Raw genomic sequence first — 13,326 nt, 5'->3', positions numbered from 1 at the left:
GCAGGAGCGGTTACCAGTCGCCGACGAGCTCGCCGCCGTACCAGGTCTCGATGAGGCGGCGGGCTATCGACACGGGAGGCGGCAACCGCAGCTCCCCCGACTCCAGCGCCTCGGTGAGCTCCTGCCTGGAGTACCAGCGCGCCTCGGCGATCTCGTCGAAGTCGGGGGTGAGCGTCGTGGTCAGGGCCTCGGCGAAGAAGCCCAGCATGAGGCTGCGCGGGAACGGCCAGGGCTGGCTGCCCAGGTAGCGCGGGTTGGCGACGACGATGCCGACCTCCTCCGCCACCTCGCGTACGACGGCCGCCTCCAGCGACTCCCCCGGCTCCACGAACCCCGCCAGGATCGACAGGCGCCCCTGCGGCCACGACGGCCCGCGGGCCAGCAGGCAGCGGTCGGCCTCGTCGCGGATCAGCATGATCACGGCCGGGTCGACGCGCGGGAAGTGCTGGCTGGCGTCCTGCGGGCAGACGCGGACGTGCCCGCCGGCCTGGACGGTCGTGCGCGCGCCGCAGCGCGGGCAGAACTCGTGCGTCGAGTGCCAGGCGTCCAGCGCCACGGCGTGCACCAGCAGGCCCGCCTCGCGGTCGCCGAGCAGGCCGCCGACCTGGCGCAGCCCGGCCGCGACGGTCAGGCCCTCGGGCGTCTCCGCCAGGCTCATCGGGACCGTCACGCGGCCGTTGACCTCGCCCTTGGAGCTGCCGGGCAGCGGCGCGGCCACCGCGAAGTAGGCGACCCCGTCCTCCACGCCCAGCAGGTAACGCGTCCCCGGCGGCGCCTCGGCGGGCGGATAGAGCACCGCGTGCACCTCGTCCCCCGACCGCCGCACCAGCGTGTGCCCGTCGTCGATCACCAGCACCCGCGTCGCGGGATCGGACCACGCCCGCTCCAGCCACCCTTCGTCCGTGCGCATCGCCGACGAACGGTCGATGGTCCCCCTCGCGAGCAGCAGCGGTCCGATGAGTTGCTCTTCCGCGGTCTCCACTGGCCGATCCCTCCCCAATCCCATGTCATCCTATGACCTCGCAGTTAGCCCGCGATTAAGGCGTCCGGGCCTCGTGGTGATCTCTATGGGGCTAAGATTCGACGAGTTAGGTTAGCCTTACCTGATTCTTCGGGGGTGCCATCGCGTTGCGGTTCTACCTGACCGCGCTCAAGCCGACCGATTCGGTGACGGACGGCTTCCTGCCGGCGGCGCGGGCGCTGGGTTGCGAAGTGACGATACTGACCGACCGCCCGGAGCGGCATCCGCACGCGGTGGCGTGTGACGTACGGGATCCGCGCGCCCTGATCGACACGATCGAGCACCTCGGCAGGCCGGACGCGATCTTCTCCAACTCCGACCATCTCCAGACGGAGACGGCCATGGCCGCGTCCTACTTCGGGCTGCCCGGCAAGGACTGGCGGGCGTGCGCGGCGGCCAAGAACAAGTTCCTGATGCGGCGCAGGCTCCGGGAGGCCGGGGTCGAGGACGTCTTCTCCCTGCGGCTCGGGCCCGGGGACGCCGTGCCGGGCGACGTGCCGTACCCCGTGGTGCTCAAACCCCGTGAGGGGGTGGCCAGCGAGGACGTCATGCTGGTCGAGCGGGACCTGGCCATGGCCGTGGCGCAGGTCAGGCGGCGGCGGCCGGGCGAAGCGCTGGTCGTGGAGGAGTATCTCGAAGGGCCGCTGCGCACGCTCGAAACGCTCGGGGACGAGGACGGGCTGAAGGTGCTCGGGGGGTTCGAGACCACGCTGGGGCCGTTGCCGTACTTCGTGGAGGAGCGGCTCGACTGGGCGCCCACCCATGACGAGCACGTGCTCGCGGCGCTGCGGGCGCTCGGGGTGGGGTTCGGGGCGTGTCACACCGAGTACGTGCTCACGCCCGCCGGACCCCGGATCATCGAGGTCAACTACCGGGTGATCGGGGACCACTGCGACTTCCTGATGGCGGAGGTCCTCGGGGTGCCGCTGTTCGAGTGGATCCTGCGGGCGCACCTCGGGGAACGGGTGCCCGCCGTACCGGATAAGTCGCGGAATTTCGGGTGTGCGGTGAGCCTCGTCGCGGACCGGTCAGGGACGATCAAGGACGCGCCCGGCCACGAGTCCGTGACGAGCGGCGGCGTACGGCTGTGGCACCGGCCCCTGCGCGCCACCGGCGACGCCGTCACCCTCACCCACACCAACCGCGACTACCTGGGCGTGATCCGGGCGGTCGGGCCGGACAGGGAGCGGGTGCGGGCGGCCGTCGAGGAGTACCGGGCCGCGCGGCCCTGGGTGATCGAATGAGCTCTCGGGAGGCGTACCTGGCCGCCCGGATCCTGAACGCCCTGCTGCGCGAGGACTACGGAGGGATGGCCTCCCGCGTCACCAGGACCAAGGAGGGCGTCGGGCTGCCGCTGGCGGACGGGCGCTGGGTGCGGCTGTCGCCCGGCGTGCTCTTCCAGGACTTCGTGGTCGCGGACGGCGAGCTGCTGGGCCTTGAGCAGGTGCTGGAGACGCTGGTGGAGGTATCGGACCCGGCGGACGCGGAGGGAGTGGCGGCCTTCTTCGAGGAGAGCCTGGCCGCGCTGGCCGCGCTGGAACTGCACGACGAGCGGGCCGGCGCGGTGCTGCGCTCGCGGCCCTCCTACGAGACGCTGGCCGCCTTCGTGGATCATCCCGTCTATCCGACCTCGCGGGCGCGGGTCGGGCTCTCGGAGAGCGAGCTGCTGGCCTACGCGCCGGAGTTCGCTCCCTCCTTCGAGCTGCGCTGGGCGGCGGTTCCGCGCCGCGCGCTCACGCCGGGCTCCGCCGCGCGCCTGCCCGCCGACGTCGCACCCGCCCAGGACGTAAGGGACGACGAGGTGCTCTTCCCCGTGCATCCACTGACCGTGGACGAGGTGCGGAAGATCGACGGGGTACGGGTGCTCGACACGTCCGCCGTCACCGTGCGGCCCACCCTGTCCATGCGGACCGTCGAGGTCGGCCCGCGCCTGCACCTCAAACTGCCCCTGCCGATCAGCACCCTGGGCGCCAGGAACCGGCGCTCGATCAAGGCGGGCACGCTGGAGGACGGGGCCAGGGCCGAGCTGCTGCTGCGCGAACTGGCCGGCCCCGACGTCGTGCTGGCCGACGAGCAGAGTTACGCGCACTCCGGGCACGAGCACCTGGCGTGGATGGTCAGGCGGCTGCCCGAGGGCCGGATCGTGCCGGTCGCCGCCCTGGCCGCGCCCGGGGTGCTCGACGAGGTGGGCGACGTGCTGCCGGACTATCTGCGGCTGCTGCTGCGGTGGAACGTGCGGCTGTTCGTCAGGTACGGCGTCGCGCTCGAAGCCCACCAGCAGAACCTCGCCCTGCTCTTCCGGGGCGAGCGCCCGCGCCTGCTGGTCAAGGACAACGACGGCCTGCTGGCCTCCCCTTCGAGGCTGCGCGCCGCCGGGGTCGAGGTGCCGGGCTTCGCCGACGAGCGCATGCTCAACGACGACCCGCACGCCCTGGCCGACGTCTTCGTGACCATCACGCTGCACCTGGCCGCCGCCGCCGTGACGTTCGGCGCGCTGCCCCACGACCGGGCCGCCGCGCTGCTGCGCGACACCCTGTCCGAGGCCCTCGCCGAGTACGGCGACGACCCCATGGCCAAGATCCTGCGCGCCAGGACGCTCGGCGCGGCCAGGCTGACCGGCAAGTCCATGATCACCGCTGGCACGCTCGTGTCGAAGCAGCGCTCCGGCGCGCGCGACATCAACAAGTTCTACGGCACCAGCGGCCCGAATTACCTGAGGAGAGCTTGATGCCGAGCTCCGGACTGACCATCAAGGCGCCGACCGGCCCGGCCGAACAGGCCACGCTGGCGGCCCTGCTGCGCTGCTGCGTGCGGGAGGTGGCCGGGCCGCGCGGGCTGGTGTGGCCGGCGCCGCCGTACCTGCTGCTGCGGGTGGCGGGCACGCTGCTGCGGGTGCCCACGCACGGCGGCGCGGCACTGCGCTTCGACGGCGCGCCCGAGCGGCTGGAGGCGGGGGCCTGGCTGCCGCTGACGACGGATGAGCTGGTCCGCCTGGTCGAGGACGAGTTGCAGGGGGACAACGGCGAGTTCGCCGGGCAGGTGACGGCCAGCAGGGACGCCGTGGCCGCGATCCTGGCGGCCAGGGCCGAGGCCGTGCCGCCCGCCGACCCGTGGCTGGCCTCCGAGCAGGCGCTGGTGTACGGGCATCCGTTCCACCCCAGCCCCAAGGCGCGCGGCGGGGACGGCTGGCTGGCCTACGCGCCCGAGGCGCACGCCGAGTTCCCGCTCAGGCTGCTCGGGGTGCGGCGGGACGTGCTGGCCGAAGGCGGCGACGCGTCCGCGCTGGACGGCATGGGCCGCGCGCCTGACGGGTACCGGGTGTTGCCCGCGCATCCGTGGCAGCTCGACCTGCTGGGCCCCGCTCTGGGGAAGGAGCTGGTGGATCTGGGCCCGGGGCCGATGGTGGCGCCGACCTCCTCTGTGCGGACGGTCTACGTCCCGGAGGCGGAGGTCTGCCTGAAGTTCTCCCTGGATGTACGGATCACCAACTGTGTACGCAAGAACGCCTGGTACGAGCTGGCCGGCGCCGTCGAGCTGACCGAGCGCCTGGCACCCGTGTTCGACGACATCTCGGCCAGGCACCCGGCCACCCGCTGGCTGCCCGAACCCGGCTACCGCTCGGCCGCCCTCGGCACCAGGCTGCACGAGGGTCTGGGGGTGATCGTCAGGCAGAGCCCGTGGGCCGTCTGCTCCCCCGGGGTGACCCCCGTGCTGGCCGGCGCGCTGGCCGTGGAGGCGAAGGCGCACGATCCGTACGAATGGTGGCGTTCGTATGTGACGGTGGTGGCGCTGCCGGTGCTGGAGCTGTATTTCGCGCACGGCGTGGTGCTGGAGCCCCACCTGCAGAACGTCCTGGTCGGACTGGACTCCTCCGGGACGCCCGTGGAAACGATCTTCCGCGACCTGGAGGGCACCAAGCTCGTCGCCGACCGCCACGACCTGGCGGGGCTGCCTCCCGAGGTGGCCCGCGCGCTCACCTACGACGCCGAGCGCGGCTGGGCCCGGGTGGTCTACTGCCTGCTGGTCAACCACCTCACCGAGATCGCCGCCACGGTGGCGGGCCCTGACGACGAGTTGCTGCGCGAGTTGTGGCGGGTGGCCGGTGAGCTCTTCGCCGGGCAGGCCGCCGAACTGGGCTGGCCGCTGCCCCTTTCCGACCTGCTGGCCGGGGCGCCGCTGCCCGCCAAGGCGAACCTGGGCGTGCGGTGGGCCAGGGCGGCCGACCGGGCGGCCGGTTACGTGCCGATCGCGAACCCGCTCGCATGACCGCCCCCGCTGCCGGCGAGCCCGTTCGCATGACCGCCCCATCCGCTCGCATGATCGTTCCGCGCGTCCAGGAGGCCGCTCTGGGCCTTCCCGACATTCCGGCCTATCTCTATGACCTGCCCGCGCTGGAGGAGCACGTCGCGTCCGTACGGCGCGCGCTGGGGGCCACCGAGCTGTACTACGCCGTCAAGGCCAACCCCGACGCCGAGCTGCTGCGGGTGCTGGCCGGGCACGTGGACGGGTTCGAGGTGTCGTCGGCGGGCGAGCACGCCCACGTCACGAACCTGTTCCCGGGCGCGCGGCTGTCGCTGGGCGGGCCCGGCAAGACCGACGCCGAGGTCCGCCTGCCGCACCACCGCATCCACGTCGAGTCCCCGAACGAGCTGCGCCGCCTGCTGGACACGGGCCTGGAGGCCGACGTGCTGCTCAGGCTCAACCCGGACCTGCGGGTCGAGGGCGCCGCGCTGACCATGAGCGGGCCGTTCGGGATGGACGAGGACGGCGTGGCCGAATGCCTGCCGCTGTTCGGCGACCGGGTACGGCTGCGCGGCCTGCACGCCCACCTGGCCAGCGGGCTCGAAGCGGAACAACTGCTCGGGCTGGCCGGCCGGCTGCTGGAGCACCCGTACGAGGAGGTCAATCTCGGCGGCGGGATGGCGGTCTCGTACGAGTCGCCCGACTCACGCTTCGACTGGGCCGCCTACGGGACGGGGCTGGCCGGGCTGAGCCGGGGCAGGCGGCTGCGGATCGAGCCCGGCCGGGCGCTGACCGTCTACTGCGGCTACTACGTGACCAAGGTCGTGGACGTCAAGCGGGTGCGCGGCCGGGCGTACGCGATCCTGCTCGGCGGCACACACCACCTGCGCACCCCGGCGACCAAGGGCCACGACCAGCCGCTCACCGTCCTGCCGAACGGCAGACCGGACGTGACCGGCGAACCGGTCACGTTCGTCGGCCAGTTGTGCACGCCGAAGGACGTCTTCGCGCAGAACGTCGTGACCTCGGTCGGTGTCGGGGACACCGTGGTGTTCGAGATGGCCGGGGCCTACGCCTGGAACATCTCGCACCACGACTTCCTCATGCATCCGAAGCCGGCCTTCCACTATCTAAGAGCTTGACGCCCTCGATCAGCGCGACCAGGCCGTCGGCGTCGAGCAGGTCCACCGGGCGCACGGTGCGGTTGGCGCGTACGTAGTGGAAGGCCGCCCCCACCCGCTCCAGCGGCACGTCCGCCAGGTGTGACCAGGCCAGCCGGTAGGCGGCCAGCTGCACGCTCGCGGCCTTGGTGGCCTTCTTACCCCTCGGCGGTTGCCCCGTCTTCCAGTCCACGACCTCGTAACCGCCGTCGGGCCGCTCGAAGACGGCGTCCATGCGCCCGCGCACCAGCCGATCGGCGATCATGGTCTCGAACGGCACCTCCAGATCGACGGGCCGCCGGTCGGCCCACTCGCTGTCCTCGAAGCGCTCCTGCAGCTCCGCCAGCCGCACGTCGGCCTCTTCGAGCTCCTCGTCGTACAGCTCCAGGTCGTCGATCAGGCGCTGCTGGTCCCACCGGGTCTCCAGCCACTTGTGGAACGAGGTACCCCGGCGGGCCAGCGGCGCGGGCTTGGTCGGGACGGGACGGCGGATCCTGCGGGCCAGCTCGCGCGGATCCTCGGCCAGCGTGACCAGCGAGGACACGGTCAGCTTGCGCGGCAGCTCCACCGTGGTCGCGGGCCTGCGCCGGTGCAGCTCGCGCTCGCGCAACAACAGGTCGGTGTCGCGTTCCCAGGCCCGCAGGCGCTCCTCCTCGTACGTCTTCAGCGTCTCCTCATCGTCGTCGTCCTCCTCCTCGGGCCCGAGCACGCCGGCCAGGGCGTCCTCGACCAGGCGGGCGCCGTCGAGCACGGACTCGTAGCGCAGTCCCTCGGGCGTGACCGGCCAGATGGCCTCGGCCGGCTCGGCGAGCAGCGGGTTGGCGGCGCCCTCCGCGAGCTCGTCGGCCCAGAAGGAGATCCGGTCGGCGGTGTCGCGGATCTCCAGCAGGAAGTCCGACGGCTCCAGCGGCTTGGTCGCGCTGCCCCAGCGGTAGCCGGAGGCGATCAGGTGGTAGTGGGCGCGGGTCACGGCCACGTACGCCAGCCTGCGCTCCTCCATCAGGTCGCGCTCGCGGCAGTGATCGTCGAAGGCCGCCAGCTCCTCCTTGCTCAGGCCGCCCAGCCTGGGCAGGTCGGCGGCGTCGCCGCGCAGGGCGTACGGGAGCTTGCGCGGGTTCTCCGTCCAGCGGCTGTTCATCACCGGCGTGGCCGGGAACATGCTGCCGGTCGCGATCGTCCCCTTCGAGCTGATGAGCTGCGACAACCCCGGCACCACCACGACCGGCCACTCCAGGCCCTTCGAGGCGTGCACGGTCATCAGCTTGACGCTGTTGCTCTCGCCGACCCGGCCGGCCTCCAGCCCGAACTCCTCGCTCTCCGCCGCCTGCAAATAGGCCAGGAACGCCCCCAGCGTCGGATCCTCCGCGTCACCCGCGAACCTGGAGGCCGCGTCGAGGAAGGCGTCGAGGTCGGCCCGCGCCGCGAACGCCCCCACCGCGCCGCTGCGCGCGGCCACCTCGATGTCCAGGCCGAGCCTGCGCTCGACCTCCGAGATGAGGTCGGGCAGCGGCTGCGCGGTGTGCGCGCGCAGGTGCCGCAACTCGTGCGCGAGCGCCACGAGCCTGGTACGCGCCAGCGGCGAGTACGCCTCCAGCCACTCCTCCCGGTCGGGCAGCTCGTCCAGCGCGTCCACCAGGCTGCCGCGCTCCTCGGCCAGGTCGGCCACCACCTGGTCGAGCGGGTCCTCCTCGCGGTGGCTCTCGCTCAGCTCGCGGGCCAGCGTCCTGGCCTGCTCACCGAGCACCCGCAGGTCGGCGGGGCCGATCCGCCAGCGGGGCCCGGCCATCAGCCTGGCCAGGGCGTCGCCGGCCGTGGGGTCGTACAGGACGCGGAGGGTGGCGACGATGTCGTTGACCTCGGGCACCGTCAGCAGGCCGCCCAGACCCACCACCTCGACCGGGATGTCGCGCTCCTCCAGCGCCCTGCGCAGCGCAGGGAACTGCGAGCGCTTGCGGGCCAGGATGGCGACGTCCTGCGGCTGGATGGCCAGCGTCTTCTTGCGCTCCTTCTCGCCCCAGGGCAGGCCGTCGGGGGCGGTCTCCTGCCCGAGGATCTTGGCGATGCCGTCGGCGATCCACTTCGCCTCGTCCTCGGCCGTCTCGTGGAAGGCGCAGGTGACGCGGCCCCGATCGACCCGGTTGGGCCCCGGGACCAGCACGGGCACCTCACGGGCCTCCATGCGCAGCGCGAGTTGTACGCGGGCGGCCACGTCGAGCACCCGGTCACCGTTGCGGAAACTGACGCTGAGCTGGCGGACCGGCGCGGCGTCGCCCGTGGCCGTGCGGAAGTCCCTGGGGAAGCGGCGCAGGTTGCCCGCCGACGCGCCCCGCCAGCCGTAGATCGACTGGCACGGGTCGCCCACTGCGGTCACCGGATGGCCGCCGCCGTAGAGCGAGCGCAGCAGGACGAGCTGGGCGTGGCTGGTGTCCTGGTACTCGTCCAGCAGGACCACGGAGTAACGGCCCCGCTCGATCTCGCCGACCTCCTTGTGATTGGCGGCGATCCTGGCGGCCAGCGACATCTGGTCGCCGTAGTCGATGACCTCGCGGGCACGCTTGAGCCGCTCGTACGCCGCCACCAGCGGCAACAACTGCTCCCTGGCCGCCTGCACGCTCAGCGGCTTGCGCTGGGCCAGCGTCGTCCTGCCCGGCAGCACCGCGAGCCGCTCCTCCAACCACCGCCCCACCTCGCGCACGTCCTTCTGCGCACGCAGGTGCTCCGACAACTCGCCCGCCAGCTCCAGCAGGGCCGCCGTGACCGAGGGCGGGCCCAGCTCGATCCGGTCCATCGGGCCGTCGTACATCGCCACCACGCGCGAGGCGAGCTGCCACGACACGGCCGGCGTGACCAGCCGCATGGTCGGCTCCAGCCCCTCGCGCAGCGCGTGGTCGGTGACCAGGCGGGCGGCGTAGGCGTGGTAGGTGGACACGGTCGGCTCGTTGTCCAGCGCGCCCGGCTCCACCAGCCCGGCCTCCGCCAGCCCGTTCAGCCGTTCCCTGACCCTGGTGGCCAGCTCGGCGGCGGCCTTGCGGGTGAACGTCAGCCCCAGCACGTTCTCCGGCCTGACCAGGCCGTTGGCGACCAGCCAGACCACCCGGCCCGCCATGGTCTCGCTCTTGCCCGAGCCGGCCCCGGCCATGACCACCATGGGTTCCAGCGGCGACTCGATGACATCCGCCTGCTCCGGGGTGGGCGGCAGGATGCCGAGCTTGCCGGCGAGCTCGACGGGGTTCAGCACACCTGGCCCCCGTTGTCGTTGACCGGGCAGCTCGCCCTGGCCGCGCACGTACGGCAGCCGTCGTTGACCTTGGCCTGGAAGAACGGGCCCGACATGCCGATCGCCACCGTGTCGACCAGGTCCTTGGCCCAGCCGGGGTCCCTGTCCTCGCCCAGCGCCTCCTGTGACTGCTCCAGCGCGTCGTTCTTGCCCGCCGCCTTGCCCACCTGCACCAGCGCCGCCCCGCCGGGCTCGGTCATGCCGTGCCTGGCGAACGCGCCGAGCAGCGCGGCGAGCTGGTAGACGCCGAGCTGCGGATGGCGGTCGAGGTCGCCCGCCTTGGGCTTCGAGCCGCCCGTCTTGAGGTCGATGATCACCGCACGGTTCTCCGAGTCGCGCTCCACGCGGTCCACCCGGCCCTTGATCTGGACGCCCTCCGACACCATCGCCGTGAACGCCTCCTCCAGGGCCACCAGCTCGCGCGGGTTCTCCTTGTGCCAGCGCAGGAACTTGCCGATCATCTGCTCGGCCACCTGGCGCTGCTTGCGGTTGTACCAGACGCCGCCGAAGTCGAGGTCGCCCCAGATCTGGTCCAGGCGGTCGCCCAGCAGGTCCTCGCTGGGCAGGTCGGTGGCCGCCAGGACGGCCAGGGCGTGGATGATGTTGCCGAGGCCCTGGGCGGTGCTGGTGCCCGCCGCGCCGACCGAGGTCTCCAGGAGCCAGCGCAGGCCGCACTTGGTGAAGCTCTCGACCGCCGACGGCGAGATGTTCACGACGCCGTCGGGCCAGCTCAGGGGGCGGTCGTCGGAGATGGGGGTCAGGGCGTACCAGTCGTTGGGATGCGCGCCCTGGACCCCGGCGGCGGCCAGGCGGGCCAGTTGCCTGGCCGCCTTGCGCCGCAGCTTGCGGGGCTTGGTGGGGTCGGTGACCGCGCTGCGCAGGTCGGCCACCAGGGCGGACATGTTCAGCCAGCGGGCCCGGTCGTCCACCGTGGCCGACTCCACCGCGCCCGGCATCAGCTCCGACAGGAACCTCGACGGGCGCTCGTCGGTGTCCTCGCCGCCCACCGCCGTGACCACCAGCCTGTGCCTGGCCCTGGTGGCGGCCACGTAGAACAGCCTGCGCTCCTCCGCCAGCATCTTGGAGACCAGCGAGGTCTTGTTCGGCTCGCCGCCCTCCACCACCTCGATGAGGTCCTCGACGCCCAGCAGGGAGCCGCGCAGCCGCAGGTCCGGCCAGACCCCCTCCTGTACGCCCGCCACGACCACGACGTCCCATTCCAGGCCCTTGGCGCGGTGGGCGGTCAGCACGCGCACGGCGTCGCCGTCCGGGGCGCGGTCGGCCAGCGTGTCGCCCGGGATCTCCTGGGCCGCCAGGTCGTCGATGAACACCTCGGGGCCCGCCATCGGCATCCGGTCCACGAACCTGGCCGCGTGGTCGAACAGGGCCACCACGGCGTCGAGGTCGCGGTCGGCCTGCGCGCCTCTGGGGCCGCCTGCCAGGCTCAGCTCGCTCCAGCGCGGGCCGAGGCCGCTCTCGTGCCAGATCGTCCACAGGAGGTCTTCCGCTGTGCCGTTGTGGCGTGCGGCCTCTCGGGCCGCGGCGAGGAGCTTGGCGACGCGTTCTGCGGGGAGGGCTATGTGGGGCTCTACGCGGATCAGCTCGCGCAGGTCCTTGACGGCGGCGACAAGCAACTCACCGGACGAACGCGCCTTAAACGGCAACGCCACCGCCTCCCCATTAGCGGCCTCCCCGCCCACGGCCTCGCCGTCCACCGCCCGCCCATCCGCCGCCCCGCCGTCGGGCACTTCCCCAACGGCCGTCTCCCTGGCTGCGTCCGGCTCCTCTGCGCCCGTTTCTTCCCCGAGCGGCTCCTGCGTGTCTGTGCCCTGCGTGTGGGTGTCGTCGCCGTCTGTCTTTGTGGCCGTGATCCCGTTTACGGCCTCGTTCTCGGCGATCTTGAGGGCGCGGCGGAGGCGGCGTACACCGATCATGTCGGTGCCGCCGAGCGGCCCTGTCAGCAGTTCCTCGGCCACCCCCTCGTCGAGCTGGGACGCGTCCAGCGCCATGCGCAACATCGTGAGCAGCGGGCGCACGCCGGGCTCCTGGGCGATCGGCACCTCGTCGCCCGCGATCATCGTCGGCACCCCGGCGTTGACCAGCGCCCGCCGCAGCAGCGGCACCTGGCGCCTGGCCGAGCGCACCAGCACCGCCATCCGGTGCCACGGCACTCCGTCGATCAGGTGCGCGCGACGCAGCGTGTCGGCCACGATCGCGGCCTCCTGGCTGGTGCTGTCGGCCAGCAGCACCCGCACATCCCCTGGATCCGCGTCCGGCAGCGCGGTGAGGTCGCGGTGGCCATGACGGTGATCGGGCCGATGGTCGGGCAACTGGTCGGGCCAGTCGTCCAGGCTCGGACCGGGCTCGTGCGCAGGCGAATGTGCCGACCCAGGAGTCGGCGCGGGTGCCGACCCAGGAGCCGTGGCGGGTGCCGGCTCCTGTGACGGCGCGGGTGCCGACTCGTGAGTCGGCGCGGATGCGGGCTCCTGTGGCGGTGTGGGTGCCGGCTCCTGGGTCGGTGCCGGGGCGACCGGCAGCTTGGCCGCCACCCGCCGGGACGCCTCCAGCAACTCGGCCCCGCTCCTGCGGCACACCCGCAGCGCCAGTACCGGGGCCTCGCGGCCGCCGAGGGTTTTGAAGCGCTCGGGGAACTTCATGATGCCCTGCACGTCGGCGCCCCTGAAGCCGTAGATCGACTGGTCGGGGTCGCCCACCGCGACCAGGTCGCGGCCGTCGCCGGCGAGCTGGGTCAGCAGCAGTTCCTGCGCCGGGTCGGTGTCCTGGTACTCGTCCACGAACACCACGTCGTGCGCCGCCCGCTCGCGCTCGCGCACCCCCGGGTCGGCCAGCAGCGCGGTGGCGGCCCCGACCAGCTCGGCGTAGTCATAGGTCTCCTCTGGGGCCAGGTCGAACCGGTCCTGGTAGCGCTCGGCGAAGCGCCCGGCCGCCGCCCAGTCGGGGCGCCCGTGCATCCTGCCGAGCGCCACCAGCCGCTCGCCGTCGAGCCCGCGCTCGTAGGCCCGCGACAGGAAGTCGCGCAGTTCCTCGGAGAAGCCGCGCGTCTTGAGCGGCTCGCGCAGCGACGAGGGCCAGTCGGGCGCGCCGTTCTCCAGCTCGCCGTGGAGCAGCCGGCGGATCTCCAGCAGTTGCTCGGGGCCGGTGAGCAGGCGCGGCGGCGGGTTGCCCGCCAGGACGCACTCACGGCGCAGCAGCGCGTAGGCGTAGGAGTGGAAGGTCATGGCCAGCGGAGAACGGGTGGTACGGCGCAGCCGGCCGGTGACGCGCTGCCGCAGTTCCTCGGCGGCCTTGCGGCTGAAGGTGAGGATGAGCACGCGTTCGGGGTCGACGCCGCGCCGCTCGATCCTGTCCACGACGCTCTCGACGATCGTGGTCGTCTTACCGGTGCCAGGACCTGCGAGAACGAGCAGGGGCCCGCTCCGATGCCCGACCACGGCACGCTGGTGCTCATCGAGCACAGGAGGCGCACCGGTCCCCTCGCTGCCTCTACGCACCAACCGCCAGGTCTGAGCACTCACAGCACTAGATTCCACCAGACCACAGGGACAGATCGTGCCGACTTGCCCGCTCTCCTGTCGCGAACCGCCCACGGTATCGAGGCAAATACC

Annotated in this window: 7 protein-coding genes; 4 read left to right on the top strand and 3 right to left on the bottom strand. The window is 72.5% G+C overall.

The features are described 5' to 3' along the window. Positions 1 to 10 precede the first annotated feature (10 nt). Positions 11 to 1,006, bottom strand: a complete 996-nt coding sequence (gene nudC, locus AB0I81_RS61720) for an NAD(+) diphosphatase (RefSeq protein WP_360679537.1) — start codon at positions 1,004 to 1,006, stop codon at positions 11 to 13. 122 nt (positions 1,007 to 1,128) lie between these two features. Between nudC and AB0I81_RS61715 the strand changes: the two genes are divergently transcribed. From AB0I81_RS61715 to AB0I81_RS61700, 4 genes are read left to right on the top strand one after another with little or no spacing between them, the layout of a single operon-like run. After that, entirely contained in the window at positions 1,129 to 2,265 is a 1,137-nt protein-coding gene (locus AB0I81_RS61715) for a siderophore biosynthesis protein (protein ID WP_360679535.1), read from the top strand. After that, positions 2,262 to 3,749 carry an IucA/IucC family protein gene (locus AB0I81_RS61710; RefSeq protein ID WP_360679532.1) on the top strand — a complete coding sequence of 496 codons (1,488 nt, stop codon included), beginning with the start codon at positions 2,262 to 2,264 and terminating at the stop codon, positions 3,747 to 3,749. The genes AB0I81_RS61715 and AB0I81_RS61710 overlap by 4 nt, the downstream gene beginning before the upstream one ends. Beyond that, a complete protein-coding gene (locus AB0I81_RS61705; protein ID WP_360679529.1) occupies positions 3,749 to 5,287 on the top strand; it encodes an IucA/IucC family protein in 1,539 nt (512 codons plus the stop codon). Before AB0I81_RS61710 ends, AB0I81_RS61705 begins: the two co-directional genes overlap by 1 nt. 50 nt (positions 5,288 to 5,337) lie before the next feature. Then, on the top strand, positions 5,338 to 6,405 hold the full coding sequence (locus tag AB0I81_RS61700; RefSeq protein WP_360679526.1) for a type III PLP-dependent enzyme: 1,068 nt from the start codon (positions 5,338 to 5,340) through the stop codon (positions 6,403 to 6,405). On the opposite strand, the gene AB0I81_RS61695 is transcribed toward AB0I81_RS61700, so the two are convergent. Together AB0I81_RS61695 and AB0I81_RS61690 are read right to left on the bottom strand one after the other, a co-directional pair. After that, positions 6,365 to 9,661: an ATP-dependent DNA helicase gene (locus AB0I81_RS61695; RefSeq protein ID WP_360679523.1), complete on the bottom strand. Its 3,297-nt coding sequence runs from the start codon at positions 9,659 to 9,661 to the stop codon at positions 6,365 to 6,367. The two genes, AB0I81_RS61700 and AB0I81_RS61695, sit on opposite strands and share 41 nt — an antisense overlap. Then, entirely contained in the window at positions 9,655 to 13,176 is a 3,522-nt protein-coding gene (locus AB0I81_RS61690; protein ID WP_360679520.1) for a UvrD-helicase domain-containing protein, read from the bottom strand. Before AB0I81_RS61690 ends, AB0I81_RS61695 begins: the two co-directional genes overlap by 7 nt. Between the last annotated feature and the right edge of the window lie 150 nt (positions 13,177 to 13,326).

It is taken from the genome of Nonomuraea sp. NPDC050404, assembly GCF_040655495.1.
Taxonomy (GTDB): Bacteria; Actinomycetota; Actinomycetes; order Streptosporangiales; family Streptosporangiaceae; genus Nonomuraea.
Note: the sequence above shows the minus strand (reverse complement) of the source record. Positions and strands in the feature narration are given on the sequence as shown.

Excerpts from the sequence above, each read along its gene's own strand:
- nudC (WP_360679537.1), bottom strand. The coding sequence starts at position 1,006 with ATGGGATTGGGGAGGGATCGGCCAGTGGAGACCGCGGAAGAGCAACTC.
- AB0I81_RS61710 (WP_360679532.1), top strand. The coding sequence starts at position 2,262 with ATGAGCTCTCGGGAGGCGTACCTGGCCGCCCGGATCCTGAACGCCCTG.
- AB0I81_RS61705 (WP_360679529.1), top strand. The coding sequence starts at position 3,749 with ATGCCGAGCTCCGGACTGACCATCAAGGCGCCGACCGGCCCGGCCGAA.
- AB0I81_RS61700 (WP_360679526.1), top strand. The coding sequence starts at position 5,338 with ATGATCGTTCCGCGCGTCCAGGAGGCCGCTCTGGGCCTTCCCGACATT.